25 protein-coding genes are annotated in these 24,597 nt (G+C 60.1%); 12 read left to right on the forward strand and 13 right to left on the reverse strand.

Annotated features, from left to right (window positions below; all coding sequences use genetic code 11):
• The first annotated feature begins 9 nt into the window (after positions 1–9).
• From folE to BLU24_RS24090, 4 genes are all read left to right on the forward strand, one after another.
• Positions 10–570: a GTP cyclohydrolase I FolE gene (gene folE, locus BLU24_RS24075; protein WP_090281809.1), complete on the forward strand. Its 561-nt coding sequence runs from the start codon at positions 10–12 to the stop codon at positions 568–570.
• Positions 571–942: a dihydroneopterin triphosphate 2'-epimerase gene (gene folX, locus BLU24_RS24080; protein ID WP_090281808.1), complete on the forward strand. Its 372-nt coding sequence runs from the start codon at positions 571–573 to the stop codon at positions 940–942.
• A gap of 104 nt (positions 943–1,046) precedes the next feature.
• Entirely contained in the window at positions 1,047–1,343 is a 297-nt protein-coding gene (locus BLU24_RS24085; RefSeq protein WP_032857713.1) for a DUF1244 domain-containing protein, read from the forward strand.
• Complete coding sequence (locus BLU24_RS24090; RefSeq protein ID WP_093104635.1) at positions 1,336–1,674, forward strand: HopJ type III effector protein; 339 nt, start codon at positions 1,336–1,338, stop codon at positions 1,672–1,674. The genes BLU24_RS24085 and BLU24_RS24090 overlap by 8 nt, the downstream gene beginning before the upstream one ends.
• 186 nt (positions 1,675–1,860) lie before the next feature.
• Here the strand turns inward: BLU24_RS24090 and trxB are convergent, their stop codons facing one another.
• Complete coding sequence (trxB, locus tag BLU24_RS24095; protein ID WP_016771656.1) at positions 1,861–2,823, reverse strand: thioredoxin-disulfide reductase; 963 nt, start codon at positions 2,821–2,823, stop codon at positions 1,861–1,863.
• 310 nt (positions 2,824–3,133) lie between these two features.
• On the opposite strand from trxB, the gene cysZ reads away from it, so the two are divergent.
• Positions 3,134–3,886, forward strand: a complete 753-nt coding sequence (gene cysZ, locus BLU24_RS24105; RefSeq protein WP_093104636.1) for a sulfate transporter CysZ — start codon at positions 3,134–3,136, stop codon at positions 3,884–3,886.
• A 40-nt stretch (positions 3,887–3,926) separates the two neighbouring features.
• A complete protein-coding gene (locus BLU24_RS24110) occupies positions 3,927–5,126 on the forward strand; it encodes a glycosyltransferase family 4 protein (protein ID WP_093104637.1) in 1,200 nt (399 codons plus the stop codon).
• Positions 5,127–5,246: 120 nt separating this feature from the next.
• Here BLU24_RS24110 and BLU24_RS24115 read toward each other — a convergent pair whose 3' ends face one another.
• The 3 genes from BLU24_RS24115 to BLU24_RS24125 all read right to left on the reverse strand — a co-directional run bounded on the left by BLU24_RS24115 (position 5,247) and on the right by BLU24_RS24125 (position 7,597).
• A complete protein-coding gene (locus BLU24_RS24115) occupies positions 5,247–6,350 on the reverse strand; it encodes an NADH:flavin oxidoreductase (protein ID WP_093104638.1) in 1,104 nt (367 codons plus the stop codon).
• A gap of 156 nt (positions 6,351–6,506) precedes the next feature.
• Positions 6,507–6,989 (reverse strand): glutathione peroxidase, encoded by a 483-nt coding sequence (locus tag BLU24_RS24120; protein WP_093104640.1) that lies wholly within the window; start codon positions 6,987–6,989, stop codon positions 6,507–6,509.
• Positions 6,990–7,111: 122 nt separating this feature from the next.
• Positions 7,112–7,597 carry an FKBP-type peptidyl-prolyl cis-trans isomerase gene (locus BLU24_RS24125; protein WP_090281801.1) on the reverse strand — a complete coding sequence of 162 codons (486 nt, stop codon included), beginning with the start codon at positions 7,595–7,597 and terminating at the stop codon, positions 7,112–7,114.
• On the opposite strand from BLU24_RS24125, the gene BLU24_RS24130 reads away from it, so the two are divergent.
• Genes BLU24_RS24130 through BLU24_RS24140 form a run of 3 tightly spaced genes read left to right on the forward strand, consistent with a single transcriptional unit; the run spans position 7,566 to position 10,949 of the window.
• Positions 7,566–7,892 (forward strand): DUF3565 domain-containing protein, encoded by a 327-nt coding sequence (locus BLU24_RS24130; protein ID WP_093106938.1) that lies wholly within the window; start codon positions 7,566–7,568, stop codon positions 7,890–7,892. The genes BLU24_RS24125 and BLU24_RS24130 overlap by 32 nt on opposite strands.
• Before the next feature lie 51 nt (positions 7,893–7,943).
• Positions 7,944–10,043, forward strand: coding sequence for a phosphate acetyltransferase (gene pta, locus BLU24_RS24135; RefSeq protein ID WP_093104641.1), 2,100 nt, complete (start codon positions 7,944–7,946; stop codon positions 10,041–10,043).
• Positions 10,044–10,949, forward strand: coding sequence for an acyltransferase (locus BLU24_RS24140; protein ID WP_093104644.1), 906 nt, complete (start codon positions 10,044–10,046; stop codon positions 10,947–10,949). It begins immediately after the preceding gene.
• 194 nt (positions 10,950–11,143) lie between these two features.
• Here BLU24_RS24140 and cysN read toward each other — a convergent pair whose 3' ends face one another.
• The 4 genes from cysN to BLU24_RS24160 all read right to left on the reverse strand — a co-directional run bounded on the left by cysN (position 11,144) and on the right by BLU24_RS24160 (position 15,466).
• Positions 11,144–13,042: a sulfate adenylyltransferase subunit CysN gene (gene cysN / locus BLU24_RS24145; protein WP_093104650.1), complete on the reverse strand. Its 1,899-nt coding sequence runs from the start codon at positions 13,040–13,042 to the stop codon at positions 11,144–11,146.
• 53 nt (positions 13,043–13,095) lie between these two features.
• On the reverse strand, positions 13,096–13,437 hold the full coding sequence (locus tag BLU24_RS24150) for a four helix bundle protein (protein WP_039759341.1): 342 nt from the start codon (positions 13,435–13,437) through the stop codon (positions 13,096–13,098).
• A gap of 104 nt (positions 13,438–13,541) precedes the next feature.
• Positions 13,542–14,459, reverse strand: a complete 918-nt coding sequence (cysD, locus tag BLU24_RS24155) for a sulfate adenylyltransferase subunit CysD (RefSeq protein WP_007912374.1) — start codon at positions 14,457–14,459, stop codon at positions 13,542–13,544.
• A 248-nt stretch (positions 14,460–14,707) separates the two neighbouring features.
• On the reverse strand, positions 14,708–15,466 hold the full coding sequence (locus BLU24_RS24160; protein WP_090281797.1) for a Nif3-like dinuclear metal center hexameric protein: 759 nt from the start codon (positions 15,464–15,466) through the stop codon (positions 14,708–14,710).
• A gap of 103 nt (positions 15,467–15,569) precedes the next feature.
• Here BLU24_RS24160 and algW point away from each other — a divergent pair, with 103 nt between their 5' ends.
• The 3 genes from algW (at position 15,570) to BLU24_RS24175 (ending at position 19,653) form a co-directional block, all read left to right on the forward strand.
• Positions 15,570–16,727, forward strand: a complete 1,158-nt coding sequence (gene algW / locus BLU24_RS24165) for a Do family serine endopeptidase AlgW (protein WP_090281796.1) — start codon at positions 15,570–15,572, stop codon at positions 16,725–16,727.
• Positions 16,728–16,815: 88 nt separating this feature from the next.
• Entirely contained in the window at positions 16,816–18,921 is a 2,106-nt protein-coding gene (locus BLU24_RS24170; RefSeq protein WP_093104654.1) for a TonB-dependent siderophore receptor, read from the forward strand.
• Positions 18,922–18,933: 12 nt separating this feature from the next.
• Entirely contained in the window at positions 18,934–19,653 is a 720-nt protein-coding gene (locus BLU24_RS24175) for a DUF4198 domain-containing protein (RefSeq protein ID WP_093104657.1), read from the forward strand.
• A gap of 118 nt (positions 19,654–19,771) precedes the next feature.
• Here the strand turns inward: BLU24_RS24175 and hisC are convergent, their stop codons facing one another.
• The 5 genes from hisC to BLU24_RS24200 all read right to left on the reverse strand — a co-directional run bounded on the left by hisC (position 19,772) and on the right by BLU24_RS24200 (position 24,581).
• Positions 19,772–20,824 carry a histidinol-phosphate transaminase gene (gene hisC, locus BLU24_RS24180; protein WP_093104660.1) on the reverse strand — a complete coding sequence of 351 codons (1,053 nt, stop codon included), beginning with the start codon at positions 20,822–20,824 and terminating at the stop codon, positions 19,772–19,774.
• 2 nt (positions 20,825–20,826) lie between these two features.
• The gene (gene hisD, locus BLU24_RS24185; RefSeq protein ID WP_090281793.1) at positions 20,827–22,164 is read right to left on the reverse strand and encodes a histidinol dehydrogenase; all 1,338 of its coding nucleotides are present in this window, start codon (positions 22,162–22,164) and stop codon (positions 20,827–20,829) included.
• Between the two features lie 125 nt (positions 22,165–22,289).
• The gene (gene hisG, locus BLU24_RS24190) at positions 22,290–22,925 is read right to left on the reverse strand and encodes an ATP phosphoribosyltransferase (protein ID WP_007967226.1); all 636 of its coding nucleotides are present in this window, start codon (positions 22,923–22,925) and stop codon (positions 22,290–22,292) included.
• Between the two features lie 128 nt (positions 22,926–23,053).
• Complete coding sequence (gene murA, locus BLU24_RS24195) at positions 23,054–24,319, reverse strand: UDP-N-acetylglucosamine 1-carboxyvinyltransferase (protein ID WP_090281792.1); 1,266 nt, start codon at positions 24,317–24,319, stop codon at positions 23,054–23,056.
• 22 nt (positions 24,320–24,341) lie between these two features.
• Positions 24,342–24,581, reverse strand: coding sequence for a BolA family protein (locus BLU24_RS24200; protein WP_093104663.1), 240 nt, complete (start codon positions 24,579–24,581; stop codon positions 24,342–24,344).
• Positions 24,582–24,597: the final 16 nt, after the last annotated feature.

The following is a 24,597-nucleotide window of genomic DNA, read 5'->3' on the forward strand; positions in this document are numbered from 1 at the left end:
AGGATTTCCATGACCCGCTCACTGCCTGAGAATTACCGTGAAATCCTCCTCGGGCTCGGTGAAAACCCCGATCGCGAAGGCTTGCTCGACACCCCGGTGCGCGCGGCCAAGGCCATGCAATACCTGTGTCATGGTTACGCGCAAAGCGTCGAGGAAATCGTCAATGGCGCGCTGTTTGCGTCCGACACGGACGAAATGATCATCGTCGCCGACATCGAGTTGTATTCGTTGTGCGAACATCACCTGCTGCCCTTCATTGGCAAGGCTCATGTGGCTTATATTCCGACGGGCAAGGTGCTGGGTTTGTCGAAGGTCGCGCGATTGGTGGACATGTTCGCCCGGCGCCTGCAGATTCAGGAAAACCTCACCCGGCAAATCGCCGATGCGGTGCAACAGGTCACCGGTGCCGCTGGCGTTGCCGTGGTCATTGAGGCCAGACACATGTGCATGATGATGCGCGGTGTCGAGAAACAGAACTCGACAATGAACACCTCGGTCATGCTCGGCGCGTTCCGCGATTCGAACACCACCCGCCAGGAGTTTCTGCAATTGATTGGACGGAGCAAGTAAATGCCACAACTTCAACCGGGAATGGCGCGCATCCGGGTCAAGGATTTGCGCTTGCGCACCTTTATCGGGATCAACGAGGACGAAATCCTCAACAAGCAGGATGTGCTGATCAACCTGACCATCCTGTATGCCGCGCAGGAAGCGGTACGTGACAACGACATCGACCACGCGCTGAATTACCGCACGATCACCAAGGCGATCATCGCCCATGTCGAAGGCAACCGCTTTGCCCTGCTCGAACGCCTGACCCAGGAATTGCTGGATCTGGTGATGACCAATGAATCGGTGCTGTACGCCGAAGTCGAAGTCGACAAGCCCCATGCGCTGCGCTTTGCCGAATCGGTGTCAATAACGCTTGCGGCAAGCCGCTGAGCTTCAAGCTTCAAGCTTCAAGCTTCAAGCGTTAAGCTAACGGCCAACCCGACCCATCTTGCAGCTTCAAGCTTGCCGCTCAAAGCTGTCTCGCAGAGACCCCCATGACTGATCAACAACGCCTCGAACTCGAAGCCGCCGCTTTTCGTCGGCTGGTCGCCCATCTGGACAGCCGCAAGGATGTGCAGAACATCGATCTGATGAACCTCGCCGGATTCTGCCGCAATTGCCTCTCGAAGTGGTACAAGGCCGAAGCCGACGAGCGCCAGATCGAGGTCAGCCTCGACGATGCCCGCGAAGTGGTTTACGGCATGCCGTACGCCGAGTGGAAAGCCCAATATCAGCAAGAAGCCAGCGCCGAGCAGCAAGCCGCGTTTGCCAAAGGAAAGACCCATGACTGATCTGAACACCCTGCGCGCCAGCCTCGACAGCGGCGAACATGCCTTCGCTGACACCCTGGCGTTGATTGCCGCCGCTTACGACTATCAGCCGCAGGCATTCAACAACGGCGGCGTGGAAAACGCCGCCGGGCAGAACGAAGGTTCCTGCAAGACTCTGGGCCTGGCGTTGCTGGAAGGCCTGAGCGATGACGAAGCGCTGCTGGCGTTTGGCGAGCACTACCGCTCGGTGCTGGCGACGCCTGAAGGCAGCGATCACGGCAATATCCGTGCGCTGATCAAGCACGGCCTGGCCGGCGTCAAATTCACCGCCCAGCCGCTGACCCGCCGCTGATTCCCGCCGCAACGCCTTCCCTGCAGGAGTGAGCCTGCTCGCGATAGCGGTGTATCAGTCGACTCCTGTATTGACTGGTACACCGCTATCGCGAGCAGGCTCACTCCTGCAATGAATTGCGGTGGAGCAGGAATAACGGGCATAAAAAAACCGGCCAATCTGGCCGGTTTTTTTGTGCCTGCGATCTTAGAACGTAGCGTTCTGCAGACCGTCCAGGTAACGCTCGGTGTCCAGTGCCGCCATGCAGCCGGCGCCGGCCGAGGTGATGGCCTGACGGTAAACGTGGTCTGCCACGTCGCCGGCGGCGAAGATACCTTCGACGCTGGTCGCGGTTGCGTTGCCTTCACGGCCGCCCTGCACGACCAGATAACCGTCTTTCAACGTCAACTGACCTTCGAACAGCGAAGTGTTCGGCGTGTGGCCAATCGCGATGAACACGCCGTCGACCTTGATCTCGTCAAAGCTGCCGTCGTTGTTGCGCAGACGCGCACCGGTCACGCCCATATTGTCGCCCAGCACTTCGTCGAGGTTGGCGTTGAGCTTGAGGATGATCTTGCCTTCGGCCACACGGGCGTTGAGCTTGTCGATCAGGATCTTCTCGGCGCGGAAGGTTTCGCGACGGTGGATCAGGGTCACGGTGCTGGCGATGTTGGCCAGGTACAGCGCTTCCTCAACGGCAGTGTTGCCGCCGCCGACCACGGCGACCGGCTTGTTGCGGTAGAAGAAACCGTCGCAGGTCGCGCAGGCCGACACGCCTTTGCCCATGAACGCTTCTTCCGAAGGCAGGCCCAGGTAGCGAGCGCTGGCGCCGGTGGCGATGATCAGCGCGTCGCAGGTGTAGACGGCGCTGTCGCCGGTCAGGGTGTACGGCTTGGCAGCGAAGTCGACGGCGTTGATGTGATCGAAAACGATCTCGGTTTCAAAGCGCTCGGCGTGCTCACGCATGCGCTCCATCAGCACCGGGCCAGTCAGACCATGGACGTCGCCCGGCCAGTTGTCGACTTCGGTGGTGGTGGTCAGTTGACCGCCGGCCTGCATGCCGGTGATCAGCAGTGGCTTGAGGTTGGCACGGGCCGCGTAGACCGCAGCGCTGTAACCGGCAGGGCCGGAACCGAGAATAATCACTCGCGAATGACGGACTTCAGACATGACCTGCTCCTGTTGACCGGGCCGAAACACTGGCGCGGATCGCCGGACTGCCGGCGGGAATAAAAAAGGACCGTGGACACCTTGGGGAAGGTTTGAACTCGACAGTCCTGTAAAAAGTTGGGTGAAGCGTATCGAGGGGGGCAAGATTAAGGAAATACGGTTTAACAATCCAGCTCATAGGTGGTCTCTATGCCGAAGCGCTGATGTGATGGACGTCTTTGTTACAGTGAATGTCGATCGCTTTGCCGCGCTTTCCCGGTCACGGCAAAGCCGGTAAGGTCGGCGCGTTTTCCCTTGCTCGGAGCACCTTATGCCCGCCCCTGTTCTGTCCGGCCCGCAATACCTGCGCGAAGGCCTCAAACTGGTTCTCAGCCCCAGCCTGCGCCTGTTTGTGCTGCTGCCACTGGCGATCAACCTGATGCTGTTCGTCGGATTGATCTATCTGGCAGGCCATCAGTTCAGCTTGTGGGTCGACACACTGATGCCCTCGTTGCCCGAGTGGCTGAGTTTTCTCAGCTACATTCTCTGGCCGCTGTTTGTGGTACTCGTGGCGCTGATGGTGTTTTTCACTTTCACCATGCTGGCCAACGTGATCGCCGCGCCCTTCAACGGCTTTCTCGCTGAAAAAGTCGAAGTGGTGGTACGCGGAACCGACGACTTCCCGGCCTTCAGCTGGGGCGAACTGATCGCAATGATCCCGCGCACCTTCGCCCGGGAAATGCGCAAGCTCGGCTACTTCCTGCCCCGAGCGATCGGCCTGTTCATCCTGTCGTTCATTCCAGTGGTGAACATCGTCGCCGCACCGCTATGGCTGCTGTTCGGCGTGTGGATGATGGCGATCCAGTACATCGACTACCCTGCCGACAACCACAAACTGGGCTGGAACGAAATGCTCGCCTGGCTGCGGGAAAAGCGCTGGCAGAGCATGAGTTTTGGCGGGATCGTTTATCTGGTGCTGCTGATCCCGGTGGTCAACATCCTGATGATGCCGGCGGCGGTGGCCGGGGCGACATTGTTCTGGGTGCGTGAGCGTGGCGCCGAAAACCTTGTGACCCAACGCTGACCCCGTCACAAATCCATCACCTGAACGTCACAACCTCGACATGGCCTCAGCCGACACTGAGGTCATGACGACAGCGCTAAACATCACCCTGATCAGCGAAACCTTCCCACCGGAAATCAACGGCGTGGCCAATACCCTTGGCCGTTTGTGCGATGGCTTGCGCGCCCGCGGGCATCAGGTCGAGCTGGTGCGACCGCGGCAGGCCAGTGATCCGCAGCGCAGTGAAGACGAAGCGTTGCTGTTGTGTCGCGGCTGGCCATTGCCGGGATATCAGGGGCTGCAATGGGGTCAGTCGTCGATGCACAAACTGCTGCGCCGCTGGAAGCGCCAGCGGCCGGACGTGTTGTACATCGCCACCGAAGGCCCGCTGGGTTTGTCGGCGCTGCGAGCGGCACGGCGCCTGGGCATTGCGGTGGTCAGCGGCTTTCATACTAATTTCCAGCAATACACCAGCCAGTACGGCCTCGGTTTGCTGACCCGGATGCTCACACATTATCTGCGCTGGTTTCACAACCGCTCGGCGTTGACTCTGGTGCCCAGTGTCAGTCAGCGGCTGGAACTGGAACGACGGCATTTCGAGCGTTTGGCGTTGCTGTCGCGGGGCGTCGACAGCCAGTTGTTCCATCCGAGCAAACGGCTGAACGCACTTCGTGAGCAATGGGCACTGTCCGAGCGCGACATTGCCGTGATTCACGTAGGACGACTCGCGCCGGAGAAAAACCTTGGTCTGCTCAAACGCTGCTTCGAACAACTCCAGGCAACTTATCCACAACGCAATCTGAAACTGATCATTGTCGGCGACGGACCGCAACGGGCGGCGCTGGAAAGGGATTTGCCCGAGGCGATTTTCTGCGGCGCACAGCGCGGGGAAGCGCTGGCCGCGCACTATGCGTCAGGCGATGTATTTCTATTTCCCAGCCTGACCGAGACATTCGGCAACGTGGTACTTGAAGCGCTGGCTTCCGGCCTTGGCGTGGTGGCTTACGATCAGGCAGCCGCGGCGCAGCATATTCGCCATGGTTACAACGGCGTCTCGGCAATGCCCGGCGATGAGCAGGCGTTTTGCGAGGCGGCGATGTGGTTGCTGGAGGAGGATGAGCGGTTGCGCTGTGTGCGGTTGAATGCGCGGCAGCATGCGAGTCGCCAGGGTTGGGGCGCAATCATCGAGCAGTTTGAGGGACATTTGCGCGGGGCTTGTCTGGGGGAGCAGGTGGTGCCTGGGGCTCAGACACTACCTTAGATGTCCATCGAAGCAGATACCGCTTTCGCGAGCAGGCTCGCTCCTACACGGGGGCTGTGTTGTGAACACGATTCCCTGTGGGAGCCAGCCTGCTGGCGATGAGGCCCTGACAGGCGCCGTTTAAACCAGCGTCATCAACGCCTCACGGCTGAACGGCAAAATATCCTGCTCACGCCCTTCGCGAACCTTCTGCGCCCAGTCCGGATCGACCAGCAGCGCACGGCCCACCGCCACCAGATCGAATTCTTCTTTGTTCAAACGCTCCAGCAGGTTTTCCAGACTGGCCGGTTGCGCGATCTTGTCGGTATTGACCATGAACTGCAGGAACTCGCCATCCAGACCGACGCTGCCAACGGTAATGGTCGGTCTGCCGGTGAGTTTGCGCGTCCAGCCGGCCAGGTTAAGGTCGGAGCCGTCGAATTCCCGCTCCCAGAAACGCCGCGTCGAGCAGTGGAAAATATCCACGCCCGCATCAGACAAAGGCTTGAGGAATTCACCCAGCGTCTCCGGTGTTTGCACCAGGCGTGCGGTGTAATCCTGCTGCTTCCACTGCGAAAAACGGAAGATGATCGGGAAGCCTTCGCCGACCGCGGCGCGCACCGCTTGAATCAGTTCGATGGCGAAACGCGAACGGTTGGCCAGGCTGCCGCCGTATTCGTCAGTGCGCTGGTTGCTGCCTTCCCAGAAAAACTGGTCGATCAGGTACCCGTGGGCGCCATGGATCTCGACGCCGTCCATGCCGATGCTTTGCGCATCTTTAGCTGCCTGGGCGAATGCGGCGATCACCTCCTGAATGTCTTGTTTGGTCATGCCGTGCACCACGACCTGACCATCCTTTAGCTTTTCCGACGGGCCGTAGCCCGGCACGCTGGCATCTGGCTCGGTGCCAATGCGGCGCACGCTGCCCACATGCCACAGTTGCGGAACGATCTTGCCACCTTCGGCGTGGACCGCATCGACGACTTTTTTCCAGCCGGCCAATGGCGCTTCACCGAAGAACTGCGGGACGTTGGGATAACCGTTGGAGGCGATGTGGCCAACCGTGGTGCCCTCGGTGATGATCAGGCCAACCCCGGCTGCTGCACGGCGACGGTAGTACTCGATGACTTTTGAGTTCGGTACGCCACCGGGAGAGAACGAGCGGGTCATCGGCGCCATGACCACACGGGTCGGCAGTTCGAGGGCACCGAGGTGGAACGGTTTGAACAAGGCTTGAACGGGCATCGAAAGGCTCCACGAAAATGATCGACAGGTCATGAATTCATATGACGGGGATAATATGTGCGCGCAGCGTAATCCGATACCACTATTGATCTGAATGATTAAAGGTCAAAAGCCAGGCAAAAAAAATCGCAGCCGGTTGGCTGCGATATTTATGGTTCAGCTCAACGCTTTCTCGATCGCGGCAATCACGGTTGGATCATCCGGTGTCGTACGCGGCGAGAACCGCGCCAGGACGCGGCCATCCTTGCCGAGCAGAAATTTTTCGAAATTCCACGTGATGTCGCCAGGAAATTCAGCGCCCTCGCCCGCCAGCAGACGGTACAACTGATGACGCTCGTGGCCGTTGACTTCGAGCTTGCTCGACAACGGAAACGTCACGCCATAGTTGAGGCTGCAGAACTCCTGAATCTCTTGCTCCGAGCCCGGTTCCTGTCCGGCAAACTGATTGCACGGCAGGCCCAGCACGCTGAAGCCTTTGCCTTTGTATTGCTGATAAAGGTTTTCCAGCGCCGCGTACTGAGGGGTCAAGCCGCATTTGGAGGCGACGTTGACCACCAGCACGACTTGGCCCTTGAACGGCGCCAGCGGTAGCTCCTGACCATCCAGGGCTGTCAACTTAAGGTCGTGAAAAGCACTCATGACGAACTCCAGGATTCTCTGTTCTTCTCGAAACAGCCACTTGGCGTGGCCACCAAAGACAGCCGCGGACTAAAAAGGCGCCCGCAGGCGCCTCTCCAGTACTCGAAGCTTAGCGCAGAAAATCAGTGGTGATGGCCACCTTCGCCATGGACGTGGCCATGAGCGATTTCTTCCTGGCTGGCGTCACGGATGTCGACGATCTTCACCTGGAAGTTCAGACGCTGGCCGGCAAGCGGGTGGTTGCCATCAACCGTCACGTCGTCGCCGTCGAGGTCACGGATGGTCACGATCTGCATCTGACCGTCCGGCGCCGAAGCGTGAAACTGCATGCCGACTTCCAGCTCGTCGACGCCTTCGAACATGCTGCGGCTCAGGGTGCTGACCAGCTCGGCGGCGTATTCGCCGTAAGCGTCTTCCGGCTCGACGGCTACTTTCAGCTCGTCGCCGACAGCCTTGCCTTCCAGGGCTTTTTCCAGGCCCGGGATGATGTTGCCCGCGCCTTGCAGGTAAACCAGCGGAGCGCCGCCGGCGGAGCTGTCGATGACCTCACCAGCGTCGTTGGTCAGGGTATAGTCGATGGAGACAGCCTTATTGGCGGCGATCAGCATGGGGCGAGACCTTTTGCATAAGAATATAGAAAGGCCAAGTTTAGCGAAGCAATCGCACGAAAGCGAACACAACCCGGACAAACGGGTTTCGACGATCAAAGGCTTTCATCAGGACGAAGAGGGTCATTGGGTGGTCGAACTTTCCTGTGGCCACACCCAGCACCTGCGTCACCAGCCGCCGTGGCAATCGCGGGCGTGGGTGCTCGACCCGGCGCAACGTATTGAAAAAACAGGTCAACCTTTTGCCTGTGGCTGGTGCGCACAAGGCTCGGTTAGCGATAACCTTGGCGACTGAATTTCGGTAGTCGGCCAGCCATAGGCCGACACCCTTGCATAGAGAATTCCCATGCAAACTTTTTTTATCGCCCCCACCGATTTTGGCGTGGGTCTGACCTCCATCAGCCTCGGGCTGGTGCGTACGCTTGAGCGCGCGGGGCTTAAAGTCGGTTTCTTCAAACCGATCGCCCAGCCGCACCCCGGCGACACTGGCCCGGAGCGCTCCACCGAGCTGGTGGCGCGCACCCATGGCCTGAAACCGCCGCAACCCCTGGGCCTGGCGCACGTAGAGCGGATGCTCGGTGACGGCCAGCTCGACGAACTGCTCGAAGAAATCATCACCCTGTATCAACAAGCGGCGGTCGGCAAAGACGTGCTGGTCGTTGAGGGCATGGTGCCGACCCGCAGCGCCAGTTATGCCGCGCGGGTCAATCTGCACCTGGCCAAGAGCCTCGATGCCGAGGTGATTCTGGTTTCGGCACCGGAAAACGAAGTGCTGGCCGAACTGTCCGGCCGCGTCGAGTTGCAGGCGCAATTGTTCGGTGGCCCGAAAGACCCGAAAGTGCTCGGCGTTATCCTCAACAAGGTCAAGACTGACGAGAGCATGGAAGCTTTTGCCGCGCGCCTGAAAGAACACTCGCCGTTGCTGCGCAGCGGTGATTTCCGCTTGCTCGGCTGCATCCCGTTCCAACCGGAACTCAACGCGCCGCGCACCCGCGACGTCGCCGATCTGATGGGCGCGCAAGTGCTCAATGCCGGGGACTACGAAACCCGGCGCATGAGCAACATCATTATTTGCGCGCGGACCATGCGCAACACTGTCGAGCTGCTCAAGCCCGGTGTACTGGTGGTGACGCCGGGCGATCGCGACGACATCATCCTTGCCGTCAGCCTTGCAGCGATCAACGGCGTGCCGCTGGCCGGGCTGCTGCTGACCAGCGACACCCTGCCCGATCCGCGCATCATGGATCTGTGCCGTGGCGCATTGCAGGCCGGCCTGCCGGTGTTGTCGGTGAGCACCGGCTCCTACGACACCGCCAACCTGTTGAATGGCCTGAACAAGGAAATTCCGATCGACGACCGCGAGCGCGCCGAGATCATCACCGATTTCGTCGCCAGCCATCTCGACGCCAACTGGCTGCACCAGCGTTGCGGCACGCCGCGTGAGATGCGTCTGTCGCCGGCAGTGTTCCGCTATCAGCTGATTCAACGCGCGCAAGCGGCCAACAAGCGCATCGTCCTGCCCGAAGGCAGCGAGCCGTTTACCGTGCAAGCGGCGGCGATCTGCCAGGAACGCGGGATCGCCCGTTGCGTGTTGCTGGCCAAGCCGGAAGACGTCGAAGCGGTGGCGCGCGCGCAAGGCATCGTCTTGCCTGCCGGGCTGGAGATACTGGATCCGGACCTGATTCGCGAGCGCTACGTCGAGCCGATGGTGGCCCTGCGCAAGACCAAGAGCCTCAACGCGCCGATGGCCGAGCAGCAACTGGAAGACACCGTGGTGATCGGCACCATGATGCTTGCGCTGGACGAAGTCGACGGCTTGGTATCCGGGGTGATCAACACCACCGCCAATACCATTCGCCCGGCGCTGCAACTGATCAAGACTGCGCCGGGCTGCACCTTGGTGTCGTCGGTGTTTTTCATGCTGTTCCCGGAAGAAGTGCTGGTGTACGGCGACTGCGTGATGAACCCGCATCCGAGCGCCAGCGAACTGGCCGAGATCGCCCTGCAAAGCGCTGACTCCGCCGCGGCGTTCGGCATCACGCCGCGCGTGGCGATGATCAGCTACTCCAGCGGCGAATCGGCCAGCGGCGAAGAAGTCGAGAAAGTCCGCGAAGCGACCCTGCTCGCTCACGAGCAACAGCACTCGCTGCTGATCGACGGCCCGCTGCAATACGACGCTGCCGCCAATGCCGAAGTGGCCCGTCAACTGGCGCCGAACAGTCAGGTTGCCGGGCGCGCCACGGTGTTTGTGTTCCCGGATCTGAACACAGGCAACACCACGCACAAAGCGGTGCAACGCAGCGCCGATTGCGTCAGCCTCGGGCCGATGCTGCAAGGCCTGCGCAAACCGGTGAACGATCTGCCGCGCGGCGCGCAAGTCGATGACATCGTCTACACCATCGCGCTCACCGCGATTCAAGCCGCCAACCGACCTATGGATGTGTAAATGCTGGACTTTCTCCCTGCACCGCTGCGTGGCGTAATCGCCTCGCTGCTGTTGGCGCTCAATACGATTTTGCTGTGCTCGTTCCTGTTCTGCGTGGCGCTGGTCAAGGCGTTGCCGTTTGCCTTGACGCAACGCATCGCCGGCTGGCTGATGAGCCACACTCACGAGGCATGGATCAGCAACAACAAGGGCTGGATGAACCTGGTCCGGCGCACTCGCTGGCACATCAGCGGTCTGCAAGGTCTGGACTATCAGCATTCGTATCTGATCACCAGCAATCACCAGAGCTGGGTCGATATTCTGGTACTGCAATACGTGCTCAACCGGCGGATTCAGCCACTGAAATTCTTCCTCAAGCAAGAGCTGATCTGGGTCCCGGTGATCGGTCTGGCGTGGTGGGCGCTGGGCTTTCCGTTCATGAAACGCTACTCCAAAGCCTACCTGGCCAAGCACCCGGAGAAAAAAGGCAAAGACCTGGAAACCACGCGCAAGACCTGCGCGAAATTCCGCAATAACCCGGTGGGCATTTTCAACTTCGTCGAAGGCACGCGTTTCACCGAAGGCAAGCATGCGCAGCAGCAATCACCGTTCAAATACCTGCTCAAGCCGAAGGCCGGCGGGATCGCCTTTGTGCTGGACGCGATGGGCGAGCAACTGGAATCGATCGTCAACGTGACCATCCACTACCCGGCCGGACGCCCGGGGTTCTGGGACTTGCTCAGCGGCAATGTGCGCGATGTGGTGGTGCACTTTGAAGAGCTGAAAATTCCACCGGCCTTCATCGGCAAGAACTACGACCAGGACGGCGAGTATCGTTTGCAGTTTCAGGGCTGGATCAATCAGCTGTGGCTGGACAAGGATGCGTTGCTGGAGCAACTGCACCGCGAATATCCCGACCGCCGCTAACCCCCTGCAGGAGTGAGCCTGCTCGCGATAGCAGTGGATCAGCCACCATCGATGTTGATTGAAGCACCGCTATCGCGAGCAGGCTCACTCCTACAATCGACCGGGTTGACCCGAATAAAAAAGCCCGCCGATGACTGCTCATCGGCGGGCTTTTTCTTGCAGCTCGAAGCTAAAAGCTCGCCGCTGTTTTTTGCTTAGATCGCGCCGCGTTTACGCAGCAGCTCCAGCACTTGCTTGACGCTGTCTTCCAGACTCAGCGACTGCGTGTCGATCACCAGATCGGCATTCAACGGCACGTCGTACGGGAAGGATTCGCCCGGGATGTTGTCACCGCCAGCAGCGTACAGACCTTGCGGGTCACGCTCAGCGCAAACAGTTGGCGAAGCCTGCACATAGACCGTCAGCAAACGATCCTTGCCGATCAGCTCCCTGGCCTGCTCGCGACCTTCGGCACTCGGCGCAACGAACGCAGCCAAAGTCAGCAAGCCCGCTTCGTTGAACTGACGCGCCACATGCGCGGCACGCCGCCAGTTCTCGGTACGGCCGGCACGGTCCTGTGGCAGACCTTTATTAAGGTCATGACGCAGGTTCTGCCCGTCCAGCACAAATACCGCGCGCCCCATGTCGAACAGCTTGCGCTCGACCGCATACGCCAGGGTGCTCTTGCCCGCGCCCGACAGGCCGCTGAACAACACCGTAGCCGGTTGCTGGCCGAAGCGCTGAGCACGTTCTTCAGTAGCAACGTGGGCCAGTTTGCCGTGGTGCGTGGCGGTGCCGTGCGCAACTGGTTGGGCGACGATCATGCCGGCGCCGACGGTGCCATTGGTCAACCGGTCAATGACGATGAACGCGCCGGTGGTGCGGTTGCTGTCGTAACCGTCGAGGGCGATCGGCGCGTCGAGCGCAATCTTCACCTTGCCGATTTCGTTGAGCTGCAACGCGCTCGCCGGGCCTTCTTCCAGAGTGTTCACGTCGACCTTGTTGACGATGCTGGCGATCGAGCCCGGCACGTAACTGGTGGCGCGCTTGATGTCGTACTTCTTGCCCGGCAGCATCGGCTCTTCAGCCATCCACACCAGCATCGCTTCGAAGCTGTCGGTGACCGGCGGCACGTTGTCGGCATGCACCAGCAGGTCGCCACGGGAAATGTCGATTTCGTCTTCCATGGTCAGCGTCACCGCTTGACCAGGGCCGGCATGCTCCAGCTCACCTTCGAAGGTGACAATGGACTTGACCCGGCTGCTCTTGCCCGACGGCAACACGACGACTTCGTCGCCCTTGTGCACGATGCCGCTGGCCAGCGTACCGGCGAAACCACGGAAGTTCAGGTTCGGCCGGTTGACGTACTGCACCGGGAAACGCAGATCGCTGAAATTGCGATCGCCCGCGACTTCCACGGTCTCGAGGATTTCCATCAGCGACTGACCGGTGTACCACGGCGAGCGCTCGGACTTGTTCACCACGTTGTCGCCCTTGAGGGCCGACATCGGCACGAAGTGCATGCTGGTCGGCTTCATCTTCAAGCCTTCGGCGAACTTCAGGTAATCAGCCTTGATCGACTCGAACACACCCTCGTCGAAGTCCTTCAAGTCCATCTTGTTGATGGCGACGACGATGTGTTTGATGCCCAGCAGCGATGCAATGAAGCTGTGGCGACGGGTCTGGGTCTGCACGCCGTAACGCGCGTCGACCAGAATGATCGCCAGGTCACAGGTGGACGCACCGGTGGCCATGTTGCGGGTGTACTGCTCATGGCCGGGGGTATCGGCGATGATGAATTTGCGTTTGGCAGTCGAGAAATAGCGATACGCGACATCAATGGTGATGCCCTGCTCACGCTCGGCCTGCAAACCGTCGACCAGCAGCGCAAGGTCAATGTCGTCACCGGTGGTACCGACTTTCTTCGAGTCGCGGGTAATCGCTTCGAGGTGATCTTCGTAGATCATTTTCGAGTCGTGCAGCAGGCGCCCGATCAGGGTGCTCTTGCCGTCATCGACGTTACCGCAGGTCAAAAAGCGCAGCAGCTCTTTACGTTCGTGCTGGCCCAGGTAGGCGAGGATGTCCTCGCTGATCAAATCAGAAACATGGCTCATTGCATTCAAGCTCCAAGCTGTAAGCTTCAAGCGGCAAGCTTGTCGGCGTACAGCTAGTCAGAAATTTTGTTGATCAACCCAACCAGCATCCTAGAAAGCTCTCGGGTCTCCATAATCCAATTTTCAGCCAGTGGTTCTGCGATGTAAGCGATATCTCGGCCTATCAGAATCTGGGTGCGCAGCTCTCCACAAGAAGCTTTCGCAATCCAAAGAAAATGAACCTTTTCTTTGCAACTCCGACGCTCCATGCCTTCAGCAATATTGGAAGGCACTGAAAGTGCAGAACGGGTGATCTGATCCTTGAATCCAAAATCCCCGCACCGCGCAAACTCTTTGAAAATCCTCACCGCCAGACATTTGCTTCGCTGCCATACAACCAGTCTCTCGAAATCCATTACGAGTCATCCGATTCCGGCTCGCAGCAACCGGCTGCAAGCGCCAAACTGCAAAGCTACGCATACCGCCTTTAACTTGCAGCTTGCCGCTTGTAACTCGAAGCTTAAAAGTAGCCTTGACGTTTCTTGTCTTCCATCGAGCCTGCGCCATCGTGGTCGATGACCCGGCCCTGGCGCTCGGAAGTTCTCGTCAGGAGCATTTCCTGAATGATGTCCGTGAGGCTTTCGGCCTCGGACTCCACCGCGCCCGTCAACGGGTAGCAGCCAAGGGTGCGGAACCGCACTTTCTTTTTGACGATGCGCGCCTTGTCTTCATCGGACAGGTGCTCAAGGATGCGCTCGTCGTCGATCATGATCAGCGTGCCGTTCTTCTCGATCACTTCGCGCTCGGCGGCGAAGTACAGCGGCACGATCGGAATGCCTTCGAGGTAGATGTACTGCCAGATGTCCAGTTCGGTCCAGTTCGACAACGGGAACACACGAATGGATTCGCCCTTGTTGACCTTGCCGTTGTAGACGTTCCACAGTTCCGGGCGCTGGTTTTTCGGGTCCCAGCGGTGCTTGCTGTCGCGGAACGAGTAGACGCGCTCTTTGGCGCGGGATTTCTCCTCATCACGACGGGCGCCGCCGAATGCTGCGTCGAAGCCATGCTTGTCGAGGGCCTGTTTCAGACCTTCGGTTTTCATGATGTCGGTGTGCTTGGCGCTGCCGTGGGTGAACGGGTTGATGTTCTGCGCCACGCCATCGGGGTTGATATGGGTGATGAGGTCCAGGCCCAGTTCTTCGACCATCTTGTCGCGGAACTTGTACATTTCCTGGAATTTCCAGCGGGTGTCGACGTGCATCACCGGAAACGGCAGTTTGCCCGGGAAGAACGCCTTGCGTGCCAGGTGCAGCATCACGGCGGAGTCTTTACCGATGGAGTACAGCATCACCGGGTTGTCGAACTCGGCGGCCACCTCGCGGATGATGTGGATGCTTTCCGCCTCCAGCTGTTTCAGATGCGTCAGTTTGTCGACCATGGCTACTCACGAAAGCTTTCTTATGAACGGCCAGCGGGCCGTGTTCGAGCGGGGAATACTAGCACAGCGACCTCTTCTAATCAGGACGCCTACTAGAACGAAAGGGCATATGAATATGCCTGCCAGTTCGGCCGATGAACCCCTGTAGGAGTGAGCCTGCTCGCGATAGCGTTGTCATATCCGACATAGCGGTGACTGACTCACCGCTATCGCGAGCAGGCTCACTCCTACAGGGGAAACGCGGTGTGTCAGATCGGGTTGGGGCAATCGATGAAGATGTGTTCGAGGGCGAAACGTTTCGCCAGATAATCGCCCAGCGCCTGCACACCGTAACGTTCGGTGGCGTGGTGGCCGGCGGCGATGAAGCTGATGTCGTTTTCGCGGGCACTGTGAAAAGTCTGTTCGGAGGCTTCACCGCTGATGAACAGATCGACACCTGCGGCAACGCCCTGATCGATGTAACCCTGGCCGCCACCGGTGCACCAGCCGACCCGGCGAATCATCCCGCTGCCTTCGATCAACAGCGGCTCACGGCCCATCACCTCTTGAACCCTGCGGGAGAAATCCCGCGCCGTCATCGGTTCATTCAGCGAACCGACCAGACCGACGACTTTCGGATTGCTCGGGTCCAGCGGCCCCTCGACGGTGATGTCGAGCTGACGCGCCAATTGCACGTTGTTGCCGACGTCCGGGTGCAAATCCAGCGGCAAGTGATAGGCGAGCAAACTGATGTCGTGCTTGAGCAGGGTTTTCAATCGACGTTGTTTCATCCCGGTGACGCAGGGGTTTTCGCCCTTCCAGAAATAACCATGATGCACCAGGATCAGATCCGCCTCGGCCTCGACGGCGGCATCGAGCAACGCCTGGCTGGCGGTGACGCCGCTGACGATGCGCATCACTTGCGGACGACCTTCGACCTGCAAACCGTTAGGGCAATAATCGGCGATTTTCGCACTGGCCAGGTAACGGTCGGCTTCTTCGACGAGGGTGCTGAGGGCAACGGCCATGAAAGACTCCTAAATATCCCGTTCAGAGGCACGCGCGGCCTCGTATAATGCGCGACATTATGGGCGGTCTGACCCCGCCTGCAACTTTTCCAGGACGTGCTTAATGCTCAAGGCGCTGCGTTTTTTTGGCTGGCCGCTGCTGGCCGGTGTGCTTATCGCTCTGCTGATTATTCAGCGTTACCCCGAGTGGGTCGGGCTGCCGAGCCTCGACGTCAACCTGCAACAGGCGCCGCAGACCACCAGCGTGCAGCAGGGGCCGGTGTCCTACGCCAATGCGGTTTCCATTGCCGCACCGTCGGTGGTCAATCTGTACACCACCAAGGTCATCAACAAACCGGCGCATCCACTGTTCGAGGATCCGCAGTTCCGGCGCTTCTTCGGTGACAACTCGCCGAAACAGAAACGCATGGAATCGAGCCTCGGTTCCGGGGTGATCATGAGCCCGGAAGGCTACATCCTGACCAACAACCACGTCACCAGCGGCGCCGACCAGATTGTCGTGGCGCTCAAGGACGGCCGCGAAACCCTCGCTCGCGTGATCGGCAGCGACCCGGAAACCGATCTCGCGGTATTGAAGATCGACCTGAAAAACCTGCCGGCGATCACCGTCGGCCGCTCCGACAACATCCGCATCGGTGACGTCGCGCTGGCCATCGGCAACCCGTTCGGCGTCGGCCAGACCGTGACCATGGGCATCATCAGCGCCACCGGGCGTAACCAGTTGGGCCTGAACAACTACGAAGACTTCATCCAGACCGATGCGGCGATCAATCCGGGCAATTCCGGCGGCGCACTGGTGGATGCCAACGGCAACCTCACTGGCATCAACACCGCGATCTTTTCCAAATCCGGCGGCTCGCAGGGCATCGGTTTTGCGATCCCGGTGAAGCTGGCGATGGAAGTGATGAAGTCGATCATCGAGCACGGCCAGGTCATTCGTGGCTGGCTGGGCATCGAAGTGCAGCCGCTGACTCAGGAACTGGCCGAGTCGTTTGGCTTGTCCGGGCGCCCGGGCATTGTGGTCGCGGGGATTTTCCGTGACGGTCCAGCGCAGAAAGCAGGCCTGCAACTGGGCGATGTGATTCTGAGTATCGATGGCGAGCCGGCCGGTGATGGCCGCCGTTCGATGAATCAGGTGGCGCGGATCAAGCCGACTGACAAGGTCACGATTCAGGTGATGCGCAACGGCAAAGAGTTGAAGCTCACCGCTGAAATCGGCCTGCGTCCGCCACCCGCTCCGGTGAAAGAAAAAGAAGAATAGAACTTTATTCGCGCCAATGGCGCGAATAACAGACATTCTCAAAAGGCATGTTATATTGTTTCAATTCTGGTAATTGGAACAACATAACATGTCGTCTCGCAAAAAGGCCTCGCTGCTCGGCCTGACCCTTGGCTTGCTCTGCGATCCCGCTTTCGCCGATGAACCGCAGTCCCTTGAGCTGGAAGCGATCAGCGTCGTTTCCGACTATGAATCGCCTACCGGCCCCGTCAAAGGCTACCGCGCTACCCGCTCCTCCAGCGCAACCAAAACCGACACCGCGATCCGCGATATCCCGCAAGCCATCAGCGTCGTACCGGCCAGTGTGCTCAAGGATCTGGGCAGCAGCAGCGTCGAGCGGGCGCTGGATTTTGCCGGCGGCGTGTCGAAGCAGAACAACTTTGGCGGCCTGACGCTCTACGAATACAGCGTGCGCGGCTTCACCACGTCGGAGTTCTACAAGGACGGCTTCAGCGCCAATCGCGGCTACCCGAGCACACCGGACGCCGCCAATATCGAGCGTATCGAAGTGCTCAAAGGCCCCGCCGCGAGCCTGTATGGCCGGGGCGATCCGGGCGGCACGGTGAACATCGTTACGAAAAAGCCGCAGCCCGAAGCGTTTACCACCCTGCAGACCAGCGCCGGTAGCTGGGATCGCTATCGCACCGCGCTGGACGTCAACACCCCACTCGATGCGCAGGGCGATGTACTGTCGCGAATCAACCTCGCAGTCGAAGACAACCAAAGCTTCCGCGACCACGTCGACAGCAAGCGCGTGTTTGTTGCGCCCTCGATCAGTTGGCAATTGAGCCCGGACACCTCGCTGCTCGTAGAGAGCGAGATCGTCCGGCACAGCTCGACCTTCGATCGCGGCATCGTCGCGCCGAACAACAAATGGAGCGGTGTCTCGCGCTCGACTTTCCTCGGAGAACCTAACGACGGCAACATCGACAACCACAACAATCTGCTGCAGGCGACCCTTGAGCATCACCTGAACGACAACTGGAAACTGCGCCTGGCCAGTCATTACAAGGAAGGCGAACTCTGGGGCGACGCCTCGGAACAACGGGCGCTGAACGCCGACGGCCACACCGTCAACCGCCGCTATCGCGAGCGCGACACCCACTGGCACGACAGCATCACCCAACTGGAATTGCGCGGCCTGTTCGACCTCGGTCCCTGGCAACACGAATTGCTGATCAGTACCGAGTATGAAAACTTCCGCAAGAACGAACGCGTCACCACCCTCGCTGGCGGCCCCTACGCCATCGACATCTATAACCCGGTCTACGGCCAGCCAAAACCCAACGGCGCCCGCTCGGGCACTGACTTCTTCGAACACGTCGAAAGCCATGCACTGAATGTGCAGGACCAGATCATTTTCACCGACAAGCTGCGCGGAATGATCGGCGCGCGCTTCGAACATTTCGATCAGCACATCGACGACCACAGCCGCAACGCGACCAGCAGCCAGCGTCACGACGCCCTCACCCAACGCGCGGGCCTGCTCTATCAACTGACGCCGAACACCGGCCTGTTCGCCAACGCCTCGACCTCGTTCAAACCGAACAACGGCCTTGACGCCGCCGGCAAATCATTCGACCCGGAAGAAGGCGTCGGCTACGAGATCGGTATCAAGAACGAATTGTTCGACGACCGCCTGAGCAGCACCCTCGCCTTCTTTCACATCGACAAGGAAAACGTTCTCGCGCTCGACCCGGCCACCGACACCAGTCGCGCCATGGGCAAAGCGCGCAGTCAGGGCTTCGACTGGCAGGTGACCGGGCAGGTGACCGATGCGGTGCGGGTCATCGGCGCGTTCGCCTACATCGATGCCGAAGTGACCAAGGGCGACGCGACGATTCCCACCGGTAGCCGCATCCTCGGCGTCGCCAAACGCAGTGGCAGCCTGCTCGGCGTGTATGAATTTCAGGATGGCCATCTGCGCGGCTCGGACTTTGGCGCAGCGTTCACGTATGTCGGCGACCGCTCGGGCGAATCCGGCAGCGACTTCGAATTGCCGGCCTATCACACCGTCGACCTGCTGGCCCATTACAAGGCCAGCGACAACGTCACAGTCGGCCTGAACCTGAACAACCTCTTCGACGAAAAGTATTACGAGCGCTCCTACAGCAACTACTGGGTCAACCCCGGCGAGCCGCGCAACTTCACCGTCAGCCTGACACTCAACCTGTAAAAGGACGTCACCATGCAACACGGCAAAACCCTCGTACTGATCGCAGCCCTGTTCGCCGGGCACGTTTCGGCCCATGGTCTGTGGACAGAAGAACGGCGCGGCAACATCGAAGTGGTCTACGGTCACGGCGCCGAAGACAATGCTTTCAAAGCGCAAAAGATCAGCGGTGCCTGGGCCTACGACGCGGGCGGCAAGATGATTCCGGTCAGCGTCGAGCGTCTGGCGGACCACGCCCGCTTGAAACCGTTGAAGTCGCCGGCGGTGATGGTCGTCGCCTTGAACAATGGCATGTGGTCGCAAACTGCGGACAAGAAGTGGGTCAACCAAGGACGCAGCAAAGTACCGGGCGCAATCGAAGCGACTGAGACGTTCAAGTACAGCCTGGCGATTTACCAGCCCGGCGCGAAGCTGCCGAAGCTCGACCAGATCAAACTGTTGATCCTGCCGGAAGTGGATCCGCTGACCGTCGGGCCGGGTAATTCACTGCCGGTGCGGGTATTGCTCGATGGCAAACCGGCGGCCGGGGTCAAGTTGGTTGGCGACTATCGCAGCGCGCCGAACACGCTGAGCACCGAGACCGACAAGGACGGCCGCGCGCAGGTGCTGGTGAGGAATGAAGGGTTGAATGTGATTGCGGCGCAGGTTGAGGTGCCGGTGACGAACAGCGCGGATGTGGACAGTCGCGGGTTGTTCAGTTCGCTGACATTTCTTGGCGAACCGCATCACGAATAACACCACAAATCCCCTGTAGGAGTGAGCCTGCTCGCGATTGCGCCGGGTCAGCCAACGTCGATGTTGAATATCCAACCGCTATCGCGAGCAGGCTCACTCCTACAAGGTGCAGCGGTAATCAGAGGTCGCCGAGGCCTTCGATCAACGCCAGATTCTGCTCCGGCGTCCCAATCGAGATCCGCAGGAACTGCGCAATCCGCTCCTGCTTGAAGTGCCGCACGATCACGCCCTGCTCACGCAGCTTGGCCGCCAGCCCCGCCGCGTCGTGCTGCGGGTGCCGGGCGAAGATGAAGTTTGCCGCTGATGGCAGCACTTCAAAGCCCTTGGCCTGCAACTGCGCAACCACCCAGTCGCGGTGCTCGATGACCAGCCGACAGGTCTTGTCGAAATACTCGCGATCTTCAAACGCCGCCGCCGCGCCGACATTCGCCAGACGATCCAGCGGATAGGAGTTGAAGCTGTTCTTGATCCGCTCCAGCGCCTCGATCAGATCGGGATGCCCGACCGCCAGCCCGACGCGCAGACCGGCCAGCGAACGCGACTTGGACAGGGTTTGCGTGACGAGCAGGTTTGGATAGCGATCCACCAGACTGATCGCTGTCTCACCGCCGAAGTCGATGTACGCCTCATCAACCACCACCACCGAATCCGGGCTGGCCTTGAGGATTTGCTCGACCGCCTCCAGTGCCAGCAGGCAACCAGTCGGCGCGTTCGGGTTGGGGAAAATGATCCCGCCGTTCGGCCTGGCGTAGTCGCCCGGGTTGATCTGGAACTGCGCGTCCAGCGGCACTGCGTCGAACTGGATGCCGTACAGACCGCAATAGACCGGATAGAAGCTGTAGCTGATGTCCGGGAACAACAACGGCTGCTCATGCTGGAACAGACCGTGGAAGATGTGCGCCAGCACTTCGTCCGAACCGTTGCCGAGGAACACCTGATTGCTTTGTACGCCGTAGTAACCGGCCACGGCATTTTTCAGCAGATCGCTGTTCGGGTCCGGGTACAGGCGCAGGTTGTCATTGAGTTCAGCCTGCATCGCCGCCAGGGCTTTTGGCGACGGGCCGTACGGGTTTTCGTTGGTGTTGAGCTTGACCAGTCGGGTCAGCTTCGGCTGTTCGCCCGGCACATACGGCACCAGGTCCTTGACGAACGGGCTCCAGAATCTACTCATGCTCATTCCCCCTGCCCTTTCAGAAAGTCCTGGTCTTTGATGCGGTATTCGGCGCTGCGCGCGTGGGCGCTGAGCGATTCGCCACGGGCCAGCACCGAGGCGGTTTTGCCCAGCTCAGAGGCGCCCGCTTCGGAGCAGAAGATGATCGATGAGCGCTTCTGGAAGTCATACACGCCCAGCGGCGACGAGAACCGCGCGGTGCCGGAGGTCGGCAACACGTGGTTCGGACCGGCGCAGTAGTCACCCAGCGCTTCGGAGGTGTGACGGCCCATGAAAATCGCGCCGGCGTGGCGGATCTGCGGCAGCCAGGCTTGCGGGTCAGCAACCGACAACTCCAGGTGTTCCGGGGCGATGCGGTTGGCGACTTCGATGGCCTGGGCCATGTCGTTGACCTGAATCAGCGCCCCGCGGCCATTGATCGAGGTCTCGATGATGGTCGCGCGGTCCATGGTCGGCAGCAGTTTATCGATGCTGGCGGCGACCTTGTCGAGGAACTCGGCGTCCGGGCTGACCAGGATCGCTTGCGCGTCTTCGTCGTGCTCGGCCTGGGAGAACAGGTCCATGGCGATCCAGTCCGGGTCGGTCTGGCCGTCGCAGACCACGAGGATTTCCGAAGGCCCGGCGATCATGTCGATGCCGACCTGACCAAATACGTGGCGTTTGGCGGTGGCGACATAAATGTTGCCCGGCCCCACCACCTTGTCGACTTGCGGCACGCTTTCGGTGCCATACGCCAGAGCGGCAACCGCTTGTGCGCCGCCGATGGTGAACACACGGTCAACGCCGGCGATGCACGCGGCGGCCAGCACCAGTTCATTGATTTCACCGCGCGGCGTCGGCACGACCATCACCACTTCGGTGACGCCAGCGACTTTCGCCGGAATCGCGTTCATCAGCACCGACGACGGGTACGAGGCCTTGCCGCCCGGCACATAAAGGCCGGCGCGATCCAGCGGCGTAACCTTCTGGCCCAGCACAGTGCCGTCGGCCTCGGTGTAGCTCCAGGAATCCTGCTTCTGTTTTTCGTGGTAGCTGCGCACCCGTGCAGCGGCCTTTTCCAACGCTTCGCGCTGCGCCACGGTGATGCGGGTCAGGGCCAGTTCCAGGCGCTCGCGCGGCAGGATCAGGTCAGCCATCGAAGCGACCTCAAGGCCATCGAACTTCTGGGTGAACTCGACCAGCGCCGCGTCACCGCGCTCGCGCACGGCCTTGATGATGTCCAGCACGCGCTGATTGACCGAGTCGTCAGACACACTTTCCCAGCTCAGCAGATGATCCAGATGATGCGCGAAATCCGGGTCAGCAGCGTTGAGTCGGCGAATTGCAGTCGGTGCGGTCATAGCGAGAGCCTCATAGGAATTGGCAAAAACTCAGGCGCCCGAAACTATCATTCGATCCGCTTGGGCACCTGAGAATTCTGGCTATGAGGCGGATAGACGGCGCGGCCTCGGGCCGCGCAGGTAGATCAGCCGCGGTGTCGCGATTCCACTGCGTTGCGCAGGGTGTCGATCAACGCCTGGATTCGGGCGTGTTGCATTTTCATCGAAGCCTTGTTGACGACCAGACGCGAGCTGATCGTGGCGATCAGTTCCTGGGGTTCCAGGCCATTGGCGCGCAAGGTGTTGCCGGTATCGACCACGTCGATGATCTTGTCGGCAAGACCGATCAGCGGCGCCAGCTCCATCGAGCCGTACAGCTTGATGATGTCGACCTGACGGCCCTGCTCGGCGTAATAACGCTTGGCGACATTGACGAACTTGGTCGCCACGCGCAGACGGCCCTTGGGCTCGGCGGCGCCGATCTTGCCGGCGGTCATCAGTTTGCATTGGGCAATCTGCAGATCCAGCGGTTCGTACAGGCCCTGGCCGGTGTATTCCATCAACACGTCTTTACCTGCGACGCCGAGGTCGGCCGCGCCATGCTCGACATAGGTCGGCACGTCGGTGGCCCGCACGATCAGCAGACGCACGTCGTCCTGGGTCGTGGGGATGATCAGCTTGCGGCTCTTGTCCGGATTCTCGGTCGGCACGATGCCCGCTTCAGCGAGAAGCGGCAGCGTGTCGTCAAGGATGCGGCCCTTGGACAGTGCGATGGTCAACATGGGAAACGTCAGTCCTTATCAAGGTACTCATGCCCGGTCACAATCGGCGCCGGACACACATCGAGGGTGCGCACACCCTCGACTCGAAACGAATTCAGTGGACACGTCCGTGTGTCCCGATGCGGCAATCAGCCCGGAACGCGACGGATCTTGGCGCCCAGCATCTGCAGTTTTTCTTCGATGCACTCGTAACCACGGTCGATGTGGTAGATGCGGTCGATCAGTGTGTCGCCTTCGGCAACCAGCGCCGAGATCACCAGACTGGCCGAAGCACGCAGGTCGGTCGCCATCACTGGCGCGCCCTTGAGTTTTTCGGTACCGGTCACGATGGCGGTGTTGCCTTCAACCTGGATTTTGGCGCCCATGCGATGCAATTCGTACACGTGCATGAAACGGTTTTCGAAGATTGTCTCGATCACCGCACCGGTGCCTTCGGCAATGGCGTTGAGCGAGATGAACTGTGCCTGCATGTCGGTCGGGAAAGCCGGGTACGGCGCGGTGCGCACGTTGACCGCTTTCGGACGCTTGCCGTGCATGTTCAGCTCGATCCAGTCTTCACCGCAGGTGATTTCTGCGCCGGCTTCACGGAGTTTTTCCAGCACCGCTTCAAGAATGGTCGGATCGGTGTCCTTGACCTTGACGCGACCACCTGTGACGGCAGCGGCGACCAGGTAGGTGCCGGTTTCGATACGGTCAGGCATGACCTTGTAGAAAGCCGAACCCAGACGCTCGACGCCATCGATGGTGATGGTGTCGGTGCCAGCACCGGAAACCTTGGCGCCCATGGCGTTGAGGAAGTTCGCCAGGTCGACCACTTCAGGTTCACGGGCGGCGTTCTGCAGCACGCTGCGGCCCTTGGCCAGAGCAGCGGCCATCATGATGTTCTCGGTACCGGTCACGCTGACGGTGTCGAAGAAGAAGTGCGCACCGCGCAGGCCACCTTCAGGCGCCTTGGCCTTGATGTAGCCGCCTTCGACGTCGATCACCGCGCCCATGGCTTCGAGGCCACGGATGTGCAGGTCGACCGGACGCGAACCGATGGCGCAACCGCCAGGCAGGGCAACTTCGGCCTCACCAAAACGGGCAACCATCGGGCCCAGTACCAGAATCGACGCACGCATGGTTTTCACCAGCTCGTACGGGGCGATCAGGGTCTTGATGGTGCGCGGGTCGATTTCGACGCTGAGTTTTTCGTCGATCACAGGCTCGATGCCCATGCGACCGAACAGCTCGATCATGGTGGTGATGTCGTGCAGGTGCGGCAGGTTGCCAACGGTCACCGGGCCATCGCACAGCAGGGTGGCGGCCAGGATTGGCAGAGCGGAGTTCTTCGCGCCGGAAATGCGGATCTCGCCATCAAGACGCGCGCCACCGGTAATAATCAATTTATCCATTAGTATCTCGACGCCCTAGGGCTCAGGTGCGCTCGGCCCAGGCCGCGCGGCTGAAAAATTTCATGGTGACCGCGTGGATGCTGCCATCGGCGATCCATGGGTTCAAATGGGCATAGATGCTTTGCTGACGCTTGACCGGGCTCAACGCCGCCAGTTCATCGCTAATCACGTTCAGCTGGAAGTTGCAGCCTTCGCCTTCAACTTCTACCTGAATTCCTGGCAGCTTCCCTTCAAGGAAGTTTTTCACTTCTACGGCCTGCATGCTCAACCTCAATCGG

The sequence above is a fragment of the Pseudomonas sp. Z003-0.4C(8344-21) genome (assembly GCF_900104975.1).
In the GTDB taxonomy this organism is placed as follows: domain Bacteria; phylum Pseudomonadota; class Gammaproteobacteria; order Pseudomonadales; family Pseudomonadaceae; genus Aquipseudomonas; species Aquipseudomonas granadensis.